The organism is Planctomycetia bacterium (genome assembly GCA_021413845.1).
Lineage (GTDB): Bacteria > Planctomycetota > Planctomycetia > Pirellulales > PNKZ01 > PNKZ01.
The window spans coordinates 1-21,493 of the sequence record JAIOPP010000005.1; the positions used below are offsets into that span (position 1 = coordinate 1).

Sequence of the window (21,493 nt, forward strand, 5' to 3'; positions counted from 1 at the left end):
GCGGGGCGAGCGAACCCTCGGCCGTGCCGCTGCCGGATCTCGGCGACACCTATCTCGCTTTGTCGCGCCGCGAGTTCGTCGTACGCCGTCACGGCCTCTCGCACGCGCAATACGAATTGCTGACTTCGCTGGCGGCGGGCCGGTCGCTGGGCGCGGCCTTGGCTGCGCTCGCCGAGTCGAACTTGCTCGAACACGGCCGCGCCGACGGCATCTCCGCCGAACTCGTGGCCCGCTGGTTCACCGATTGGTCGCGGGCCGGATTCTTTCAAGGCTTATCGTCGTAGGCCTGCTGGCAATTCGCGCGGCGCGATGAAATAATGGCAGCCGCTCGTCGCACCACTTTGAGCTCTCTCTTCCGGAACCTGCCATGACTTCGCCTGCTTCGATTCCGCGTCGCGATCTACTGCTGCAATCCGCCGGAGCACTCGGCCTAGCCGCTTGGGGAGGAGTTGCCGTGACGGAACCATCGGCCCGCGCCGCGACCGCAGTCGAAAGCAAGCGACCGGCCGATGAGCCGTTCGGCTATTGCCTCAATACGAGCACGATCCGCGAGAAGAAGATCGGCATCGTCGCCGAATTGGAAATCGCCGCCAAGGTCGGCTACCACGCGGTCGAGCCGTGGATGAAGCAGTTGGAAGAATACGTGAGCGGCGGCGGCTCGCTGAAAGACCTCGGCAAGCGGATCGTCGACCTCGGGCTGACGATCGAAAGCGCGATCGGCTTCGCGCAGTGGATCGTCGACGACGATGCGGCCCGCGCCGCCGGCCTGGAAGCGGCGAAGCGCGATATGGCGATGCTCGTCGAGATCGGCGGCAAGCGTTTGGCCGCGCCGCCGGTCGGTGCGCAGAAGATCGCGAACATGAACTTGTTCGTCGTCGCCGAGCGTTATCGCAAGCTGCTCGAGCTCGGCGCGCAGATGGGAATCGTGCCGGAGCTGGAAGTGTGGGGCCACTCGCAAACGCTCGGCCGGCTCGGCGAAGCGGTGCTCGTAGCCATCGAAGCCGGGCACCCGCAAGCTTGCCTGCTGCCCGACATCTATCACATCTTCAAAGGCGGCAGCGAATTCACCGGCTTGAAGCTTCTCAGCGGTCAGGCAATCCACGTTTTCCACGTCAACGACTATCCCGCCTCTCCCTCGCGCGCCGAACAAACCGACGCCGACCGCGTGTATCCCGGCGACGGCGTGGCGCCGCTCAAGGAGATCTTCCGCACGCTGCATACGAACGGCTTCCGAGGTTATCTATCGCTGGAGTTGTTCAATCGGGAGTATTGGAAACAAGATCCGGAGCTCGTCGCGAAGACGGGCCTGGAAAAGACCCGCGCCGTAGTGCGAAGTGCGTTTGCATGAGTTTCGATTTCACTCTGTGGTCGGTCGGAATCCGCGGTTTGTGCGACGCGCTCGCCGCGCTCCGTCCGCAAGCGGAGGAGCTCGGCGTCGCGTCGCCGGAGCGCGAAGAGTGGCATCAACTCCTGCTGCATAAGCTCCGGCCGCAATCGTTCGGCACGCCGCCGCTGGTGGTCGCCGTGGTCGGCGGAACGAACATCGGCAAGTCGGCGATCTTCAATCAACTCGCCGGCGAAGACGCCAGTTCGGTGAGCCCGCTGGCGGCAGGCACGAAACATCCGGTCTGCTTGTGCCCGGCCGGCACTACCGACGACGGACTTCTGCGATCTCTTTTCGAGGAGTTCACGCTCAAGCCTTGGAGCGCCGCGGCCGATGCCCTAGCCTCGGCCGAAGAACACTTCTTATTCTGGCGTGCGAGCGCCGCGGTGCCGCAGAAACTCTTGTTGCTCGATACGCCCGATATCGATTCCGACGCGCAAGTGAATTGGCAACGGGCCGACGCCGTACGACAGACGGCCGATGTGCTGATCGCCGTGTTGACTCAGCAGAAATACAACGACGCGGCCGTGAAGAAATTCTTCACCCGCGCCGCCGAGGCCGATAAGGCGGTCATCATCGTCTTCAACCAAATCGATCTCGCGCTCGATCGCGACATCTGGCCGACCTGGGCCGAAGTCTTCTGCCGCGATACGGGCGTGAAGCCGGTGCGAATTTATGCCGTACCGTACGATCGCCGCGGCTCGCAAACCCGCGGCCTCACGTTCTACGACATCGGCGACGAAGGCCGCTCGCAGCTGCCCGCGCCGACCGATCTCGGCCGCGAACTCGCCGACCTGCGCTACGACGAGCTCAAAGCCCGGACGCTGCGCGGGGCTCTGAAGCGCGTGGTCGATCCTCGAATCGGCGTGGAGCGTTATCTCGCCGAAGTGCGCGAGACGAGCCGGCGTTTCGCGGCGGCGCGCGAGGCGTTGGCCGATGCCCATCGCGTGACGACGGCGTGGCCCGGCCTGCCGGCGAGCGTGCTGGTCGGCGAGATTCAACACTGGTGGGACGCGCGGCGCGGCGAATGGTCGCGCACCATTCACGGTTTCTATCGCAAGATCGGCAGCGCGGTCACGGCACCGGTGAAGCGGCTCTGGCGCGGGCCGAGCGATGCCGCTGGCGATCCGCTGGCCGAGTATCGTCGGCGCGAGCAGGCCGTGATTATCGAAGGGGTTTCGCGATTGCTCGACGAATTGGAGCGGTTGGCGAACGTCGGCAACGAGATTCTTCGTCCGCGGGTGACGAAGCTCCTCGGCGGCACGGCACGCGAAGAATACCTCCGTCGGATCAACGCAGCGTACGCGCAGCTGCCGGCCGTCGACGATGAGTTTCGCAATTGGGTGGGTCAAGAACTCGAAAAGTTCGAGCGCGATCATCCTCGGGCCGCGTCGTGGCTTCGTTCGTTCGACACGGCCGCGGCATTCGCGCGACCGGCGATCACGGTCTCGCTCGCCCTCACCGGCGTCTGGCTTCCGGCCGGCGATGTCCTTGGGCAGACGTTCGTACACGTCGCCGGGCAAACGGCCGGCGAGATTGCGACCACGGTCGTCGTCGCCGGAAGCGGCGAAGCGATGGTCGGCGCCGCCGGTACCGGCTTGAAGCATGCTGCGGGCCAGCTCTTCCGCCGGCTGCAAAGCGATCATGCCCGACGTCGCGCTCTGGCTCTCACCGCGATCTTCGAGCGCGAGTTGCTCGGCGAGCTCCTCGCGGAGTTGCAGCGCGGAGCCTCGGTCGGGAATGGAGCGGAGTGGCGAGCCGCGGCGGAAGCGGCGACGACGCTCCGCGCGTTGGCATCGTAGCTGCGATCGGATCAGGGTCCGCGAACCCGCAAGCTATGCCGCGGCACATCGGGCTACGGTCGCGTCGACCTGACTACGAGGTCTTCTCTTTGTGATATACCGCGCCGCTGACGAAGGTGACCGTCAGCAGTTCGTTGTGGTGGACCCAGGTCATTTGAATGGCCGGCGGGCCGCCCCCTTCGAGACGAAAGCCGGCGCGACGATTCGGCGCGCCGAGGAGCTTCACGACTTGCTTCTCGCTCATTCCGGTGTTGACTGCGGAGAAGCCGGCCACTTTCGGTTTCTTGCCCCAATTGCCCCAGAAGCTTGCATTGCATCCGCCGAACGAGGCGATTCCGATAGCACCCAAACAAGCGAGCATTTTGCGACGATTCATCGTGGTCTTCTCCGGAGATAAGCAGATCCGAACTTCTCGGACGTCTTATGTTTCCAGCGTAATTCGCGCCTCGAAGGTTGCTAGAAGCGAACCGCGCGTGAATCGTCGCACGAATCGCTACGACCGGAACGCCGGAGCCGTAAAAGTAGAAATACTCCGGGGAAAGCGGCGGGAAATAGGCTTCCTTATTGTGCGTGTTCCATTCCGCCTTCTGCATTTACCCGCTCCGTGGTAGAGTCTCGACGCGCCGGCTGCGGCGGCTTTCGAGTCGGCCGAGGAAGTGATTTTCCGTCGCACGTTCAAGGAGGAACGGTTCCGTGTCGTTGCTGTATCGCGTCGTATTCGCCGCCGCTTGCAAGAACACGCACCATCGACTCGTGCTCGATGCGCTGCGCCACGTGCGCGATCCGCGCGCCGACGTCTGGCGCGACCTGTTTCTCTTCTATTACGAAACGCTGCTCAAAGGGGCCAAGGCTCCCGACGACGAATTCAAAGACTTCGTCAACCATGTGCTGCACGTGCGCGACAACTATTGGGGCGGCGCCGTTAAGTCCGCTCAGCTGTGGTATAAGCTCGCGCTCGATGCCCTGCGCAATCAAGATTGGAAGGAAGCGGTCTACTCGGCCGGTGTGTTGAGCCACTACTTCACCGATCCGTTTATGCCGCTGCATACGGCCCAAAGCGAAAGCGAAGGGAAAGTGCATCGTCCGGCCGAATGGAGCGTAGCGCAGTCGTATGTCGAACTGCAAAACATTATCGAGCAAGATCTCGGCGGCTACCCCCACGTCGAAGTCCCCGCGACGACGACCTGGCTCGCCGACCTGATGCGTTACGGCGCGGAAGAAGCGACGAAGCACTACGAAACGATTCTCGAACACTACAACCTTTCCGCCGGCGTGAAAGACCCGCTCAAAGGGCTCGATCAAGAGCTCAAAGATCGGATCGCCGGACAGATCGCACTGGCCGCCGGCAGCTTCGCGAGCGTGCTCGATCGACTCTGGGCCGAAGCGAAAGTCGAGCCGCCGCAGAAGTCGCTCACCGTCGAAACCTTCGTCTCGACGGCGATCGTGCCGATCTTTTGGATCACGAAAAAGCTCACCGACGTTAAAGATAAAGCCGCCGTCATGGCGATCTACGACGAAGTGCAGCGAACCGGAAAAGTAGTGCAAACGCTGCCGGAAGACGAACGAGTCGTCCGTCGATTGCATGCCGAGCAAGTGCTTAAGAAGCCGATGAAGGAACTCGATGCCGAGAAGCCGAAGTCGACCGGCACGGAGTACGGCAAGGGAGCCTCACCCCGGACGCGCTCGAATCGAGCCCGCATCGTGAAGCTGCCGTCGTTGTTCGCGCTGCCGGCGATGCCGCGGATGCGCATGCCGACGGTTCGCGTCCCGTCGTTCGCTGCCATGAAGTCGGCTGCCGGCAAGATGCACATGCCGAAATTGAGCAAGCCGAGCATCGGTATGCCTTCCATGGCAGGTGCGACCTCCGGCGCGAAAGCGGCCTTGGCGAAGCTCGGCAAGTTGCCGAAATGGCGCAAAACCAAAACAGCGGAAGCCGAAGCCGGCGTGGCACCGGAAGCCGAAACGGCGAAGGTCAAGAAGCCGGCCGAATCGATCTTACGCAGAACGCCTCCGACGACCGATCTCGACGCCCCTCGTACGTCGACCCAAACTCCTTCGGCCACGATTCGCCGGACCGATCCGCCGGGCGAGACGCCGCCGAAGCCGAGCGACGCGCGCCGCGAAGGTACCGGCACGCAGCGTAAGTTTTATCTAGAGATCGGCTCGCGAATCGAAGACGCTCCGTCGATCGGGCCCAAGCTGGCGCGGCGTTTGGAAGCGATCGATATCCATACCGTGAGCGATTTGCTGGAATGCGATCCGCGCCAGACGGCCCCGCTCTTGAAGGCGTCGTTCATCGATGCCGCACTCGTCGCCCGCTGGCAAAAGGAAGCGGAGTTCGTTTGTCGCGTCCCTCGTTTGCGTGGTCACGACGCGCAGATTCTCGTCGGCTCCGGCGTCGACGATGTCGAAGACTTGCTCGGACGAAAAGCCGCGCCACTACTGGAAGAGATCGAAGAATTCCTCACCACGCAGGCGGGCGAAAAGATCTTGCGCGGCAACGCGCGACCGGACTTGGCCGAAGTCGAACAGTGGCTCGAACAAGCGCACGATGCCCGACCGTTGCTTACGGCGTAGCCCAGACAGTTGTGTAGCGCCGCAACTGTTGAAGCTACGCGGCTTCGCCGGTCGTCAAAGCTTGAGCGGCGGCTTCTAGGGCAATGATGGCGAGCCCGTTGCGATCGGCAAAGCGGCAGACCGCTTCTTGATCGATGACGATCGTCTTGCCGGCCTCGATCGCGAGGCAACTCGCCCCGGCACGCACCATTTGCTCGAGCGTGCCGATGCCGATCGTCGGCACGTCGAACCGCATGTCTTGCTGCGGCTTCGCCACCTTCACGACCGTGAACTTCCCGGCGCTACACAGCTCGCCGGCGCGAAGAATGCAGGCGTCGGTCCCTTCGATCGCTTCGATGGCGAGGGCGTTGCGTCCTTTCACGACGACGCTCTGGCCGATGTCGAGCCGGCCCATCTCCTTGGCGAGTTGCCAACCGAATTCGACGTCTTTGCGTTCGAGAGCCGTCGGCGGACGGCGCGAGAGTTGTCCGAATTTCACGAGTAGCTCCGGAGCGAAGTCGGTGGCGGGTGCGAAGTCGATTCCTACGCCGGCAAATTCCTTGACGATCGTGCCGAGCAGCGTGTCGTCGCGGCGATCGACCTGCGTGCGGATGAAGTTGTTATAAAACATCCGTATCGTGCGGAGGTCGGGCACGTAATGCAGCCACACCAACGGGCGATAAAGCCTTGTCTTGTGGATCTTGCCGGCCATCGTGGCTTGCACGATGCCGTGTTTTTGGAAATAGCGGATTGCTGCGCCGAAGCGCGCCACGCCGTTCCATTGGAAATGTTTGCAGAAGGGCCGGAGCGCTGCGGCATCGGCATGTTCCTTCACACCGAGACAGTAGACCTCGTAGCCTTGCGCGACGAGCGCCTCGGCCACGACGACCGGATAGCGCCCCCAGCCGGCGAAGAGGCCGATCCGTTTGCTTGGCATTATCGAAGAAGCGGAAGCGTGCGTCATGCTCAGGCCGCGGCTTGGTCGTCGGTACGCGGAGCCTGCACGGCCTGCGAGGCTAGTAACTGGGCGAGCGATTTTTCCAGCGCCTTGATCTGCTTGCGCATCTCGGGCAACTTTTGCACCGTCGCGAGGATGAGCATCTGATCGCGCTCGGGCGTCGCCGGAATTCCCAACATCACGGCTCCCGCGGCGACGTCGTTCATCACGCCCGACATCGCTCCGAGCACGGCCTTGTCGCCGATGTGGATATGATCGCGCAGGCCTGCTTGCCCGGCCATGACGACGTAATCGCCGGTCGACGTGCTGCCGGCGATGCCGACTTGCGAGCAGATCAGGTTATGCTTGCCGATCACGCAGTTGTGGCCGATCATCACTTGGTCGTCGAGCTTGGTCCCTTCGCCGATCCGCGTCGGGCCGTAGGTGCCCCGGTCGATCGTCATGTTCGCGCCGACTTCGACGTCGGACCCGAGCTCGACATGGCCGAGCTGCGAAGTAAGTTGATGCTTGCCGGCGACGAGCTTGTAGCCGAAGCCGTAAGCGCCGAGCACCGCGCCGGCGTGGATGATCGAGCGCGGGCCGACGATCGTGTTTTCATACAGCACGGCGTTCGGGAAGACGACCGTCCCTTCGCCGATCTTCGAGCCGGCCATGATCTGAGCGCCGCTATGAATCACGGCACCGGTTTCGATTTCCACCTCGGCACCGATGACCGCGCCGGGATGAATGTCGACGCCGGCCGCGACCCGCGCCGAAGGGCTGATCACGGCTTGCGGGCTGATGCCCACGGACGATGAGGCCCGTTGCGGACGAAACGCCGCAATAATTTTTGCGAACGCGCCATGCGCATCGGCGACTTCGATCGCGGCGACCGGCAGCGACGTGCCGCACGCTTCGATGACGGCCGGCGGCGCGAGGACGGCCGCGGCGCGCGAACCGGCCAGCTTCTTCAAGCGTTCGGGCTTATCGATCAGCGTGAGTTCCCCGGCCGCGGCGGTCATGATCGGCGAGGCGCCGGTGATCGGTTGATGCGGATCGCCGTGCACGATCCCGTCGACGAGGCGTGCGAGTTCTCCCAACGTATGGGCCATGGTGGAATCCTTTCCATCCCGGGGGCGGCGATAGTATGAGCGATGCGCGACCGAAAATGCGGGCGGACGGTGCGCAACATCGCAGGGGACGAAATCTATCCCTTCGGCGAAGTTGCGGCAAGATGAATGAACGCGCCAGAAATCCTTCGCCCGGCGAGAGAAGGTGGCCGAAGGCCGGATGAGGGGCGACCTGTCGAGCAGTCGCGACCTCGAATCAGCAGCGAAGCAGCCCCTCATCTGTCGGCTACTGCCGACATCTTCTCCCGCGGGGAGAAGGGTTTTAAGACATGCCGGCAGTGCTGAACTACGCAATCAATACCCCTCCGCTTCCTCGCGCGCTTCCGCGTCCGAATCGAGGTCGCCGGTGCGGATATTGCCTGCTTGATCCGCTTGCCAGTAGTTTCCTGTTTCTACATCGAGGCACGTTAGCCGGCCGTCGGGGAGGTAGATGCCGGTGTCGATGCAGATGGCGAAGCCGAGGTCGAGCGGCAGGCCCGAGGCTTGCACCGTGTGTCCGCAGACCATCGTCTTGCCGGAGAAGTGGGGCTGCGAACGGGGCGTGAGTTTCTGCCAGCGCAGCACTTCGGCCGGCTGCTGCGAAAGGCCGAGCGTCGGAATCACGCCCGCATGCACGAAGAAGAACTCGCCGGCTTCGAACCAATCGACGCAGGTGTGGTCGAGGAAGTTCCAATGCGCGCGGGGAACGTCGAGCAAGTCTCCTTCGCGATCCGGCTTCGTGCGATACGAGGCGAGCGTTTGCGTGCCGCCGTTGAGGAGCCAGTTGGGCAGCAGGCCGGGAGCGGCGCGCGAGTCCATCATCATCTGCTCGTGGTTGCCGCGCAGCGTGATGGCGCGGCGCGTCTTTTCGAGCTCCATCACGCGATCGATCGCGCCGCGCGAGTCGGGCCCGCGATCGACGTAGTCGCCGAGGAACACGAGCGAGTCTTCGGGCTTCGGAGCGACGGCCGCGAGCAGCGCATCGAGGGCCGTCACGTATCCGTGAATATCGCCGAAGGCCAAGATCCGCATTCCGCCAACCACCTTCAGAATGAAGCCCACACGCTCAACGAAACATCGCGACGCGCACCGATTCTCCCACCGGCCGCGGCGTTAGCGATCGAAGAACTTCTTGATCGTATGCACGGTCGCGGCGCGGCCGGCACGGCCGATCGAAGTCGTGAGCGGAATCAATTTCGGACAGACGGCGACGCAGTTCTGAGCGTTGCCGCAGACCTGAACCCCCCCTTCGTCGGTCAGGGCGTCGAGCCGTTCGCCGGCGTTCATCGCACCGGTCGGGTGGCCGTTGAAGAGCATCACTTGGCTGATGGCGTGCGCGCCGACGAAGTTCTTGTCGAACTCGGCCTTTTCGCGGGCGCGGAAGGCTTCCGTCGTTTCTCCTTCGCGCTGCTTCACTTCCACCTTCACGTATTGCGGACACGCTTCCAAGCAACAGCCGCAACTCATGCACTGGCTGAGCGGGTAGGCCTGCTCTTGGCCGGCGGGTGAGACGCGCGGCCCGGAGCCCATGTCGTAGTAGCCGTCGACCGGAATCCAAGCCTTTACTTTTTCCAAAGCGCGAAACAGCCGGCCGCGCGTCACGCAGAGATCGCGCAACACGGGAAACTTGCTCATCGGACGCAGCTCGATCTCTTCCGGATTGTCGACCAGCAGCTTATCGACCAACGCCGAACAGGCTTGCCGGGTCTGCCCGTTGACGAGCATCGTGCAAGCGCCGCAAACTTCTTCGAGGCAGTTGCAGTCCCAGGCGACGGGAGTCGTCTTCTCGCCGTCCGAGGTTTGCGCCTGCGCGGCGATGCGCTGCAGCACGCTGATGACGTTCATGTCGTTTTCGCGCACGACCGTGTGCCGCTCCCAATAGCTCGGCGCGTCGGGGGTGTCTTGGCGCAGAACCCGAACGGTGAACTTCGTCGGCGCGGCGTGGCCGTGATCGTGGTCCGAATGAGCGCTGGACGAATTATTCGACGCTGCGGCTTGAGTCATCGTGGGGCACTTTCCGTTAGTTTCGTCGCGAGGAGTCGTCTTCGCACGTACATGGTTCGGCATGGCAGGGGCCGACGCCGAAATCGAGTTTCCGGTTCGAGTTTCCGATTCGGGATGTTAGTGAGCGGCCTGGGGGGTCGCGGATCCGACGCCGCTTGAGCCGTTGGCGGTCGGGCCCGCGGCCTTCGCCGCTTCCTGTCGTTCCTTCCAGACTTGCTCGATCACTTCGGCGCCGACCAAGCCGTAGAGGCGCGGCTTCGGCTTGATGAGCGTCGTGTCGACCGCTTCGTAGGTAATCTTCGGCTCGCCGTCGGGTTGGAGTTCGGCGACCGTACTCTTGAGCCACTTCTCGGTGTTGAGATCAAACCGATCGATCCACTCGCCGGCCAACCGGCGGCGTTCGGCAGGCGAGGCCGTCGCGTCGATGCCCGGCGTCTCGAACTCCGGCTTGTAGTGCGCGCCGCGGCATTCGTCGCGCTGCAGCGCTCCCTTGAGGATCGTGCGGGCGATCGGAAACATGTCGACCAAGGCCTTCGTGAAGACGACGTTTTGGTTCGTCCAATTGCCGGAGTCGGAAAGAGAGCAACGAGCGGCCCGCTTCTGTAGTTCGCACACCGTCGAGTAGGCGGCGCGGAGTTCGGAATTGACTCGCACGACCGTCGCGGCCTTCGTCATCACGTTGCCGAGCTCTTGATGAATGAGGTACGGGTTCTCACCGCCGCTCGGTCGCTTCAGGAGTTTGTTGTGTGCTTCTTGGTGGCGTTTGCGTTCGCTCTCGTAGAGCGACGAAAGCTGATCTGCGGAAGAGCCCCCTTTGAGCGACTTCATCCACGATTGAATGCCCGGCGCCGTGATCAAGCCGCTGAAGATGCAACTTAAGAGGGAGTTGGCACCGAGACGATTCGCGCCGTGATACTGATAGTCGCACTCGCCGATCGCGTACAGGCCCGGGATGTTGGTGACTTGGTTCTTCGGCGAGCCGAGCTGCAAGCCGCCGGCCGCGGTGCGAGCATAGTCGACCCAGAGCCCGCCCATCGAGTAGTGGACGGCCGGGAAGATCTTCATCGGCACTTCGCGCGGGTCGACCCCTTGAAACTTTTCGTAGATCTCGAGGATGCCGCCGAGCTTATTGAGCGACGCCTTCGGCAAGTGCGTGAGGTCGAGATAAACGCAAAGCCGATCGGGCTCGACGCTCAAGCCGTCTTGCGTGCAGATGCTGAAAATCTCGCGCGTCGCGATGTCGCGCGGCACGAGGTTGCCGTACTTCGGATAGCGCTCTTCGAGGAAGTAGTAGCGCTCCGCTTCGGGAATCTGTTTCGGATTGCGCGGGTCTTGCGGCTTCCGCGGAACCCACACACGGCCCCCTTCTCCGCGGGCGCTTTCGCTCATGAGGCGAAGCTTATCGGCGCCGGGGATGGCCGTCGGGTGGACTTGGATGAACTCGCCGTTGCCGTACTTCGCGCCGGCGCCGAAACAGCGCGACACCGCACTGCCCGTACAGGCCATCGACATCGTCGAGCGACCGAAGATCAGGCCGCAACCACCGGTAGCCACGACGACCGCATCGGCCGGGAAAGACCGGATCTCCATCGAAACCATGTCTTGCGCGACGGCCCCGCGACAGGTGCCGTTTTCGTCGAGAATCGGGCCGAGGAAGTCCCAGAACTCATACTTCTTCACCGACCCGGCGACTTCCCAACGGCGCACTTGCTCGTCGAGCGCGTAGTGGAGTTGTTGCCCGGTCGTGGCGCCGGCGAACGACGTTCGTTTGAAAAGCGTGCCGCCGAAGCGACGATGATCGCGGTAACCTTCGGGCGTCCGGTTGAACGGCACGCCGAGCCGATCCATGAGGTTGATGATCTTCGGCCCCCAGTCGGTCATCTCTTTGACCGGGGGTTGATGTTGCAGGAAGTCGCCGCCGTAGACGGTGTCGAGCAAGTGCTCGTATTCGTTGTCCCCTTGCTGGCGCGTGAGATCGTTGACGCTGTTGATCCCGCCTTGCGCGCAGACGCTATGCGAGCGCTTCACCGGCGTGAGGCTCATCAGATCGACGCCGACCCCCTGCTCCGCCAATTGCATCGCCGCGGCCAATCCGGCCAGCCCACCACCGACGATCAAGACACGCTGCTCTGCCATAGCTGAAAGACCTTACGATTACGAACGAAACTGCGAACTGCGAATGGCGGACGGAACCGGAGCGGAATTCTTAGTGAGCGGGGAGCGCGGGCTTCTTCGCCCCATCGGCCGGCGGGCTCGACAACTCTTGGCGAACACGGAGCACTTCCGCCGCCCGCTGCTCGGCTTGCACCTTCTCGAAGGCCTGAGCCTTTTTGATGTCCGTCGTGGTGACGCCGACCAACGCCGACAGGCCGACGACGGTCATCACGACCCCCAGCGCGCCGCAAAGCCAATTCGCGCGATGTTGAGCTCGCGCCGAGGTCCACACACCCCACGTGATCCCCATCGTCCACAAGCCGTTGGCGAAGTGGAACACGCAAGAGACGACGCCGATGCCGTAGGCCAGCTTCTTCACCATCGTGCCGATCGCCAACGCCGCGGTCGACGAAGCGGCGTGGGGATCGAACTGGTGGCCGCCGAGCTTATCGGCAACGTGGTCGAGCCAATACTTATTGTGGAACCAGCCGTGCATGTGGAAGACGTGCCACATGATGAAGGCGAGCGCCAGCCAAGCCGTGACCCGTTGCAACCAGTAGCGAAGATTGCCGACGTAGTGGTAGCTGCTGAGGTTCGGGTCGCCGCTGCGAATGATGACGACGCCGACGATCGCATGGAACAACAGCGGCAAGAAGATGAACGTCCACTCGACGAGCGGCAGCGCCGGCCCGAGCGAGTGGATGAGATCGACGTTCTTTTGAAACATCTCCGGGCCGCCGAGCGTGCTGGCATTCGTCAGCAGATGGATGCACATATATGCGCCGACCGGCAGGAGCCCGGTGAGCGAGTGGAGTCGGCGGATCAGAAACTCATTTCGTCCGAAGATCGAACCGGCAGGGGCAACGGCGTTGGCTTCCACAGAGTTGATTCCTTCGACCCCCCAGAGCGGGGTCGCATTCGGGGCCGCTTCGCATGTCGAAGCGACCCGGTTCCAGCAGGAGAATGGGGCGAAGCTTCGGGCAAGAAGTGAAGCTCCTGCCGTAGTATAAAGAGCCCCCTGAGCGTGACAAGCGGCGAAGTCGAAAGCGGTTCGCGCGATTGTCTTTACGACATATCTTTGTGTTAATAATCGGGAGCTTGGCGCTGGGAATCGGTCTCAAGAGCAGACGCATTTCCTTTCGTGGCGTTCAAGGCGAATGCCTGCCGTTTCGGCACGTCTTTTCGCAAACGTAGCGAGCGCGGAAAATTCGGACGTCGCGGTTCGTCTTGTTCGCCGCGACCTAGAATGTTACAAGATGCCGCCTGTTAATAGGTTGCGAACGGGCCGGCAGCGCAGGCCGCCAGCGAGCGAGCAGGCGAAGCGGATTGCGGCACGAGCATTGCTATTGTTGATGGATGCCCGACCGCCGGCCGCCGTTTTGTCAAAACATTCCGGTTTTGCGGTTCGGGTCGCTTCTCTGGTGCGTTGAGTTTTTCCGTCTTTCGAGGTGAGCCGTGGTAGCCGATCTTCCGTCGCTGCTCATCACCGACGACGATTCCAACTTCCGCCAAACGCTGCAAGGCCTGTTCGAGCATCGAGGCTTCCGAACCTATACCGCCGGCGATGGCGAAGAGGCTTTGGAGATCGTACGCCACGAGACGGTGCATCTCGCTCTGTTCGACATGCACATGCCTCGGCTCACCGGCCTGGAAACGATCCGCCGGCTCAAAGAATTTCATATCCACTTCCCGTGCATCCTTCTGTCGGCCGAGGCCGACGACGAGCTCATCGCCGAGGCTCGCGAAGCGCAAGCCTTCGACGTACTCCGCAAACCGGTCTCGCGCGACCGTGTGCTGAACGTCGTGCAAATGGCAATGGAAGCCAGCTACGGCCGCGGCCTCTGGCCGCATGGGTTCGGATCGTAGTAGGCAGTGGTCGGTGGTCAGTGGCCGGTGGTCAGTTGAAAAAGCCCGACGCGTAACCGTCGCTCTAAAGCACCCTCGGGCCGTTCCCCCGCTTGCGATTTCGCGAACCCACAACACCGCGAACGCTCTCCAGCCGTCAAGCTTCATCATTCGTCATTGCACTGCCGGCACACTCGCTCACCGTCGCCGTCAACCGAGCTAGGCTAAAAACGCCGGTTTCACTAAACTACCGGCATCGTACCTAAAGTCGATGCTCGGCTCTTGCGGCTGCTAACGGATGGCACCGCGCCGAACGATCGAGGAATCGCGCGCATTTTCGAATGCGGCGCGCACGCTGGTTCGCAAGGAGGCGCTATGTCGCAACGGCCGTTCAAATTCGTTCACGCCGGCGACTTTCATTTAGAGTTGCCGGGCGAAGGTTCCGCCGACGTACCCGAGACGCTCGCAGACTTGCTGATCGAGTCCCCTTTTCGAGCGGCCGAGCAAGTCTTCGACACGGTCATCGCGGAAGAAGCCGACCTGCTGATCCTCTCGGGCAACTTGCTCGACGTCGATCTCACCGGTCCGCGCGGCATGTTGTTTCTGATTCAACAGTTCGAGCGGTTGCGCGAGCGCCGCATCAGCGTCTATTGGGCCGCCGGCGAAGTCGATGCGGCCGAACGACGAAGCACTTCGTTTCGCTTGCCGGAAAACGTGCGCATCTTTTCCAGTCTCAGACCGGAAGAGATCGCCGTCACACGCGACGGACTCAAGCTCGTACAACTCACCGGTTGGAGCCGACCGCAAGGAGAACGGATTCGCACGGGCGACTTCCGACCCGACCCCGGCGGCTTGTTCTCGATCGCGGTCGTCGCCGGCGACGTGCCGACCGATGAGCCGGTCGGTCGCGGCATTCACTATTGGGCGCTCGGCGGCGAAATGCAACGCCGCACCATCTCGCTCTTCGGCGCTACGGCCCATTGGCCCGGCAGCCCGCAGGGGCGCGGCTTCAACACCATCGGCCCGCACGGCTGCACGGTCGTGCAAGTCGACACGTTCGGCACGGCCCGCGATCGGTTCGTGCCGTGCGATGCGGTGCGGTGGCACAATCAAACCTTGCCGATCGACTCGTCGACGTCGCTCGAACAAGTCCGCACGATGCTCGATGAAGCGATTCGCACGGCGAGCGTCACCAACGGCGGCGTCGAAGTGCTGACCCGTTGGCGAGCCGCCACGGCCGGTCGCGTTTCCCCTTCGCTTCGGCGAGCGGGCGTGATCTCCGACTTGCTGCGGAGTTGTCGACACGCGTATCGCCCCAACATGAAAGTGTGGACCGAGCAAGTCGCAGTCGAGACGGAACACTCGATCGACCTGCCGGACCCGAGCCGCGAAAGCGTGCTCGCCGATTATTTGCGCATCGCCGAGCGGTTCGACAGCGCCCCGACCAGCGATGAGGCGGAGAAGATGTTCGATTTCCATGCCGCTTCCGCTCTGCTCGGCGAGGCGGGCCGATGGTCCGACGTGCTCGACCTCGTCGAGGTTCACGAGCGACGAAGTTTGCTGCGCGAGGCGGCCGTCTTGGCCCATGATCTGCTGGCGGAGGAGACGGAATTATGATCATCAAAGATCTACGCATCGAAGGCTTCGGAGTTTGGAGCGACCTCGAGCTCAACGATCTCGACGGCGGGCTCACGCTCCTCTACGGCGAGAACGAGACCGGCAAGACCACCTTGCTCGAGTTCATGCGCTCGGTCCTCTACGGCTACAACGACGAGCGCCGCGCGAAGTATTTGCCTCCGGTCCACGGCGGCATCGGCGGCGGCATGCTCAGCTTGGAAGCGCATGCCGGGAAGTTCAAAGTGCGCCGGCGCGCGGAAGGGGATCCGCACGTCGGACGCCTCGACCTCACGAACCTGCAAGGGACCGCACAAGACTCGCGGCTCTTGAAGAAAATCCTCGCCGACTTGGACGAGCCGACGTTTAAGAACGTCTTTGCGCTCGGCCTCGGCGAAATCCAAGAACTCAGCTCGCTCAGCGGTTCCGGCGCGGCCGAGTATCTCTACGATCTCGCCGTCGGCTCCGGCGGCGTATCCCTCACGGAAGTCCACAAGGAACTCGAAAACTCGCGCAACCGGCTCTTCTCGAGCGAGCGCAATTCGATGGTCGGCCAACTGCTCGACCGGCGCTCGGGCTTGAAGTCGGACATCGAACAACTCCGCCAACACGGCCGCGGCTACGCCCTGCTCGCCGATGAGCGCGAACGCTTGGCCGGCGACGTCGAACGGTGCGAAGTCGAGGCCGACGAACTGCGCCGCAACGCCGGTTTGCTCGAAGCGGCGATCGCCGTGTACGACCGTTGGCATCGTCGCAACAAGGTCGAGGCCGAACTCACGAAGATCGGCGAGCTCAAGCCGATCGCAGCCGAAACATGGACGAAACTCGCGCAACTGAAAGACCGCTATCGCGAACAGTTGCCCCTGATCGCGAAGCTGAAAAAAGAACGGGCCGACGTCAAGAAGCAAGCCCTCACGATCCGCGTCAACAAGACGATCTGGCAACAGGGCCCGCGCATCGAAGTGCTCGCGGCGCAAGAAGGCTGGATCGAGACGCTCGAAACCGAAATCAAGAAACTCGAAAGCGAAGCCACGGCCGCGAAGCCGATCGTCGCAACGAGCCTCCACGATTCCGGTCGTCATGGCGCGAGCCATCATAGTTCGAGCCACGCTTCGGTGCCGATGGGTGCGAGCGTGCGCCGCGAATCGCTTTCGGCCGAATGGGTGAAGCTCGGCCTCACCCCCTCGACGGCCGAAAAGCTCGGCGATCGCAAGGTCTTGCGCACGCTGCACCGGGCGTTCCGCGACGTGCAAGCCTCGGACAAGCGCGTGGCCGCGGCGGCGGAAGCCGAAGCGCGACGACGCGAAGTGATCGCCGCGACGGCCGAAGAAGCGAAGCCCGCGAGCCAGCGCCGCGAGTCCGGTGCGACGCTCGAAGACAAGTCGCAACTCGTCGGCAATTTGCGCAAGCGCGTTCAACTCGATCAGAAGATCGATCAACTGACGGGCCATCGCGAAGAGGCGCAGCGCCAACTGCGCGAGAAGCTGGCGATGAACACCGTGCCGGCCGACGCGATCTTCAACCCCGGCTTGTTCTTCATCGTCGGCGTGTGCGCCTTCCTCTCGGGCGTGCTCTTGCCCAACGCCGTGGTCGGCGACGGCTTGCTGCACTACTTCCTCGTCTTCGCAGGAGGCCTTACGGCGCTCTTCGCCGGCGCATTTAAGATCATGCGCGACACGACCAACAACGAAGAGCTCGACACGCTCCGGCGGCAATCGCGCAGCATCGAAACCCAGCTGCACGACCTCACGAGCGAACGAGACCAAATCGACCCGCTGCTCCCTCCCGGCGGCGGCCCGATGCTCGCCCGCCTCCAAGCGGCCGAGAAGGATCTTTCGACGCACGAAGAAGCGGCCGCCGGCGAAACCCGCCGCACTGCCGGTCGAACGGCCGGGCGCGAAGAGCTCGAAACCACGCGGGTCGAGCTGCGCGTAGCCGAAGAAGAAGGGGCGAAAGCTCATAAGCGATTGCGCCAAGAGTTCGATCGAATCGGCCTGCCCGAACGGATGACATGGGAACAGATTCGGGGCGTCGCGCGCGGGCGGACGAAGCACGAAGCGCATCGTCGACGCGAAGAGCGACGTTTGAAATATCTTAATCAACGCCGTAGCGAACTCGCTTTGATCGCCGATCGCATCTCGCAGCTCTTCACCGAAGCGCAGCTGGAACCCAAGGGAGATCGCCTCGTCGATCACCTTCGCCAACTCAACGGCGAGTGGAAGCGCAACGAAGACTTACTCGAACGTCGCAAGGGCTCGCGCGCACAGTACCGTTCGCTCGATCGACGATTGAAGACGGCCCGACAAGAAACCGCCACGCTCCGCCGCCGACGCAAAGCGTTCTTCCGCTCGCTCGGCGTGAGCAACGAAAAGCAATTGCAACGCCGCCGCGAGCACCTCAAGCGCCGCGACGAGCTCCTCGCCGAACGAGACGGCATCTCGCGTGAAATCGTCGCCGCGCTCGGCCAGCGCGGGAGCGAAGACGATCTGCACGGCCGACTCGAGCAGTACCAACTGCCGCAACTCGAACAACGTTGGACCGAACTTTGCGATCGCCTCGCCGCGATCGACAAACGGCTCAGGGAACTTTACGAAGAGCAAGGCCGGCTGCGGCTCAAGCTCGAACAAATCGCGGCCGATAAGTCGCTGCCGCGAAAGATCTACGAGCTCAATAACGTCGAACGCCAAATCGGTCAAACGCTCGAAGAATGGCAAGAGCTCACCGTCGCTCAACGGCTGCTCGAAGCGGTGCGCAAGAAATACGAAGCCGAACGGCAACCGGAAACGCTGCGTGAAGCCTCGCGCTATTTCGAGCGGCTTACCGAAGGAAAATACAAGCGCGTCTGGACGCCGCTCGAAGCGGGCGTCCTCTTCGTCGACACCGCCGGCGGCGAAAAGCTGTCCGTCGAAGTCCTCAGCCGAGGCACACGCGAACAGTTGTTCCTCGCGCTCCGGCTGGCGCTCGTCGACCTTTATGCACGCCGCGGCAAAGTGATGCCGCTCGTGCTCGACGACGTGCTCGTCAACTTCGATACCCGCCGCACGCGCATCGCCGCGGAACTGCTGCGCGATTTCGCCGGCGATCGACGCCAAGTGCTGCTGTTCACCTGCCACGAACATATCTATCGGATGTTCAAAACTCTCCGAACCGAAGTCCGCCTGCTGCCGGGACAATCGATCATGGAAGAAGACGAAGGTCCGGTTCGCTATGTCGATCGAGTGGTCGAGAAAGTCGTGGAAAAGGTCGTGAAGGTGAAGGAGCCGGTCTACTTGCAATCGCCCGCTCCGGAACCGCCGCCTTCGCTGCCGCTGCCCCGGTTCGATGGAACCGGCGTGTTCCATCTCGCACCCCGCCCTGCTCCGATCGTCGTCCGCGAAGCGCCGAAGCCGGCACCGGTGAAGCCGGTCGTCGTCGAGACTCCGCCGCCGAAGGAGCCCGAGTACGAAGACATCGTCGAAGAGACGCTCGTCGAAGCCCCGGCACGCACGATCTTGCATACGAAGCGCGTCGGCTACCCGATCGTGCCGATGTGGAGCCCAACGACTCCGTTCGCCGAGGCCACATGGCAAGACTCGATCGAAGACGATGAGACCGAGCACGCGGCGACGAACGGGAAGCGGAAGTAGTGGTCAGTGGTCGGTGGTCGGTGATCAGCTAAAAGACTTCGAGTGCCCTTATCATTAGTCATTAGTCATTAGTCCTTCCCCCATGCGTCTCTACATCATTCGTCATGCTTGGGCGGAAGAACCGGGCGATGCGCGCTGGCCGAACGACGCCGATCGGCCGTTGACGGAGTCGGGCAAGAAACGCTTTAAGAAGGTCGTCGAGATCCTCGCGACGCGCGGCTTCGCGCCGGAACTGATCGTCACGAGCCCGTATGTGCGCACTCGGCAGACGACCGAAATCTTGCACGACCATCTGAGCAAGAAGCCGGCCCTCGTCGAATCGGCCGCACTCGCGCCGGGCTCGCGTTTGGCCGACTTGGTCGAATGGACGAACGAACGAAAAGAGTCCGAAATCGCCTGGGTCGGACACATGCCCGACGTCGCTCTGATGACCGCGGCACTGATCGGCGACAGACATACCCTGATCGACTTCGGCAAGGGTGCCGTCGCCGCGATCGACTTCGACGCCGCGCCGGCTGCCGGAAACGGCACGTTGCGTTGGTTCGTCAGTCCGAAGCTCCTGGGCTGCTAAGCACGCGCGTTTTTCGCGCACTGTCCGGCGCGGATCGCGACGTGAATCGCCCGTTTCCACCGGTGCATCTCACCCGCGGTGGGTTGTCCGCGCACCCTCGCCCCCCTAAAATCGGCAATAAGCATTCCCTTCGGCATATTGCCTTTCGCGATTAGTTTTTCCTCATGCCTTTCGATCGACCCGACGAAGACGAACTCTACCAAGAGCACATCCTCGACCACTACGAAGATCCGTATCATCGCGGCCATTGCGCGCATACGACTCACACGCACGAAGACGACAATCCGCTCTGCGGCGACGTCGTGCGGATCGAGCTCGACGTCGACCCGGCCGGCGACAAGGTGCGCGAAGCGTTCTTCAACGGCGACGGCTGCTGCATCAGCCAAGCCTCGGCGTCGATGCTCGTCGAGCAACTCGAAGGAAAAACCATCGACGAGATCAAGCGATTCACTGCCGACGACATGCTCAAACTGTTCGGCGCGAAGCTGACGCCGAACCGTCAGAAGTGCTGCTTGTTGTCCTGGCGCGTCGTGCAACAAGCGATTTATTCTCCCACGACGGAGTCGAATGCGACCGACGGAAAGTCCTCTTAGCCATGACCACGGCGGCCCCCATTCAACCTAAATTCGATCCGGAAACCTTCCGCGCCGACTTTCCGATCCTGCACACGCGCATCCACGCCGACCTCGCGGCATCGCCGCCGAAGATCGGCGTGCCGCTCGTCTATCTCGACAACGCGGCCACGACGCAACGTCCGCGGCAAGTGATCCAGTCGATCGTCGACGTTTACGAGAAGCAATACGCCAACGTCCATCGCGGCATTCACTGGTTGAGCGATCAAAGCACGGATCTCTACGAAGAGTCGCGCGAAACCGTACGGGCCTTCATCAACGCGCCGACGAAGGAAGAAGTCATCTTCACCTACGGCACCACCGAAGGCATCAACCTCGTCGCCCGCAGTTGGGGAGATGCGAACGTCCGAGCCGGCGACGAGATCCTCCTCACCGAGATGGAACACCATGCCAACTTGGTTCCTTGGCAACAACTCGCCGCGCGAACGGGCTGCAAACTCAAGCACATCCCGATCACCGACGACGGCTTGTTGCGGATGGATCTACTGCCGTCGTTGCTCTCGGAGCGCGTGAAGCTCGTCGGGGTCGCGGCGGTGTCGAACGTCCTCGGCACGATCAACCCCGTCGCCGAGATCGTCCGCCAAGCGCACGCCGTCGGCGCGCTCGTGCTCGTCGATGCCGCTCAGAGCGCGCCGCACATGACGACCGACGTTCAAGCCCTCGATTGCGACTTTCTCGTCTTCAGCGGCCATAAGATGCTCGGCCCTTCGGGCGTCGGCATTCTCTACGGCAAGCGCGCGCTGCTCGAAGCGATGCCTCCGTTTCTCGGCGGCGGCAGTATGATTCGCCGCGTGAAGCTCGACAGCTTCGAGCCTGCCGACTTGCCCGCGAAGTTCGAGGCCGGCACTCCGCCGATCGTGCCCGCGATCGGCCTCGGCGCGGCGATTCGCTACTTGTCCGACGTCGGACTCGAAGCCGTACACGATCACGAACGGCTCCTCGCCGCCCGAGCGCATGAAGTGCTCGAAGCGATCGGCGGCGTCCGCTTTCTCGGACCTGCGCCGGCGCAAAAGGCCGGCATCGTCAGCTTCACGATGGCGGCGATGCATGCCCATGATATCGCGCAGCTGCTCGATCGGGCCGGAGTCGCCGTTCGTGCGGGGCACCACTGCACGATGCCTCTGCATAAGCGGCTCGGCATCGCGGCCAGCGCACGCGCGAGCTTCTACTTCTACAACACGCTCGCCGAGGTCGAAACCTTCGGCCGCGCACTGGCCGACGCGCTGCGCATCTTCAAACGAAAATAAAGGGGAGCCGCT

Annotated in this window: 17 protein-coding genes; 10 read left to right on the forward strand and 7 right to left on the reverse strand. The window is 62.8% G+C overall.

The features are described from left to right. The 3 genes from K8U03_00460 to K8U03_00470 form a co-directional block, all read left to right on the forward strand. A partial coding sequence (locus K8U03_00460; GenBank protein MCE9603355.1) for a hypothetical protein occupies positions 1 to 284 on the forward strand: 284 nt, incomplete at its 5' end. An 83-nt stretch (positions 285 to 367) separates the two neighbouring features. Then, on the forward strand, positions 368 to 1,348 hold the full coding sequence (locus K8U03_00465; GenBank protein ID MCE9603356.1) for a sugar phosphate isomerase/epimerase: 981 nt from the start codon (positions 368 to 370) through the stop codon (positions 1,346 to 1,348). Next, positions 1,345 to 3,186, forward strand: a complete 1,842-nt coding sequence (locus K8U03_00470) for a GTPase domain-containing protein (protein MCE9603357.1) — start codon at positions 1,345 to 1,347, stop codon at positions 3,184 to 3,186. The genes K8U03_00465 and K8U03_00470 overlap by 4 nt, the downstream gene beginning before the upstream one ends. A gap of 73 nt (positions 3,187 to 3,259) precedes the next feature. On the opposite strand, the gene K8U03_00475 is transcribed toward K8U03_00470, so the two are convergent. Further along, positions 3,260 to 3,562, reverse strand: a complete 303-nt coding sequence (locus K8U03_00475; protein MCE9603358.1) for a hypothetical protein — start codon at positions 3,560 to 3,562, stop codon at positions 3,260 to 3,262. Between the two features lie 317 nt (positions 3,563 to 3,879). Between K8U03_00475 and K8U03_00480 the strand changes: the two genes are divergently transcribed. Next, positions 3,880 to 5,763: a DUF4332 domain-containing protein gene (locus K8U03_00480; GenBank protein MCE9603359.1), complete on the forward strand. Its 1,884-nt coding sequence runs from the start codon at positions 3,880 to 3,882 to the stop codon at positions 5,761 to 5,763. Between the two features lie 34 nt (positions 5,764 to 5,797). Here K8U03_00480 and lpxI read toward each other — a convergent pair whose 3' ends face one another. The 6 genes from lpxI to K8U03_00510 all read right to left on the reverse strand — a co-directional run bounded on the left by lpxI (position 5,798) and on the right by K8U03_00510 (position 12,826). Further along, entirely contained in the window at positions 5,798 to 6,706 is a 909-nt protein-coding gene (lpxI, locus tag K8U03_00485; protein ID MCE9603360.1) for a UDP-2,3-diacylglucosamine diphosphatase LpxI, read from the reverse strand. A 2-nt stretch (positions 6,707 to 6,708) separates the two neighbouring features. Then, positions 6,709 to 7,791 carry a UDP-3-O-(3-hydroxymyristoyl)glucosamine N-acyltransferase gene (gene lpxD / locus K8U03_00490; protein ID MCE9603361.1) on the reverse strand — a complete coding sequence of 361 codons (1,083 nt, stop codon included), beginning with the start codon at positions 7,789 to 7,791 and terminating at the stop codon, positions 6,709 to 6,711. 312 nt (positions 7,792 to 8,103) lie between these two features. Beyond that, positions 8,104 to 8,820 (reverse strand): serine/threonine protein phosphatase, encoded by a 717-nt coding sequence (locus K8U03_00495; protein MCE9603362.1) that lies wholly within the window; start codon positions 8,818 to 8,820, stop codon positions 8,104 to 8,106. An 81-nt stretch (positions 8,821 to 8,901) separates the two neighbouring features. Next, positions 8,902 to 9,792, reverse strand: a complete 891-nt coding sequence (sdhB, locus tag K8U03_00500) for a succinate dehydrogenase iron-sulfur subunit (protein ID MCE9603363.1) — start codon at positions 9,790 to 9,792, stop codon at positions 8,902 to 8,904. A gap of 117 nt (positions 9,793 to 9,909) precedes the next feature. Beyond that, positions 9,910 to 11,928: a succinate dehydrogenase flavoprotein subunit gene (sdhA, locus tag K8U03_00505; protein ID MCE9603364.1), complete on the reverse strand. Its 2,019-nt coding sequence runs from the start codon at positions 11,926 to 11,928 to the stop codon at positions 9,910 to 9,912. 70 nt (positions 11,929 to 11,998) lie between these two features. Further along, positions 11,999 to 12,826 (reverse strand): succinate dehydrogenase cytochrome b558 subunit, encoded by an 828-nt coding sequence (locus tag K8U03_00510; protein MCE9603365.1) that lies wholly within the window; start codon positions 12,824 to 12,826, stop codon positions 11,999 to 12,001. Positions 12,827 to 13,401: 575 nt separating this feature from the next. On the opposite strand from K8U03_00510, the gene K8U03_00515 reads away from it, so the two are divergent. From K8U03_00515 to K8U03_00540, 6 genes are all read left to right on the forward strand, one after another. Continuing rightward, a complete protein-coding gene (locus tag K8U03_00515) occupies positions 13,402 to 13,812 on the forward strand; it encodes a response regulator (GenBank protein MCE9603366.1) in 411 nt (136 codons plus the stop codon). 354 nt (positions 13,813 to 14,166) lie between these two features. After that, the gene (locus tag K8U03_00520) at positions 14,167 to 15,408 is read left to right on the forward strand and encodes a DNA repair exonuclease (GenBank protein ID MCE9603367.1); all 1,242 of its coding nucleotides are present in this window, start codon (positions 14,167 to 14,169) and stop codon (positions 15,406 to 15,408) included. Then, positions 15,405 to 19,031: an AAA family ATPase gene (locus tag K8U03_00525; protein MCE9603368.1), complete on the forward strand. Its 3,627-nt coding sequence runs from the start codon at positions 15,405 to 15,407 to the stop codon at positions 19,029 to 19,031. Before K8U03_00520 ends, K8U03_00525 begins: the two co-directional genes overlap by 4 nt. Before the next feature lie 82 nt (positions 19,032 to 19,113). Next, positions 19,114 to 19,602: a phosphohistidine phosphatase SixA gene (sixA, locus tag K8U03_00530; GenBank protein MCE9603369.1), complete on the forward strand. Its 489-nt coding sequence runs from the start codon at positions 19,114 to 19,116 to the stop codon at positions 19,600 to 19,602. Positions 19,603 to 19,766: 164 nt separating this feature from the next. Then, positions 19,767 to 20,195, forward strand: a complete 429-nt coding sequence (locus tag K8U03_00535) for an iron-sulfur cluster assembly scaffold protein (GenBank protein MCE9603370.1) — start codon at positions 19,767 to 19,769, stop codon at positions 20,193 to 20,195. A gap of 2 nt (positions 20,196 to 20,197) precedes the next feature. Continuing rightward, on the forward strand, positions 20,198 to 21,481 hold the full coding sequence (locus tag K8U03_00540) for a cysteine desulfurase (GenBank protein ID MCE9603371.1): 1,284 nt from the start codon (positions 20,198 to 20,200) through the stop codon (positions 21,479 to 21,481). Positions 21,482 to 21,493: the final 12 nt, after the last annotated feature.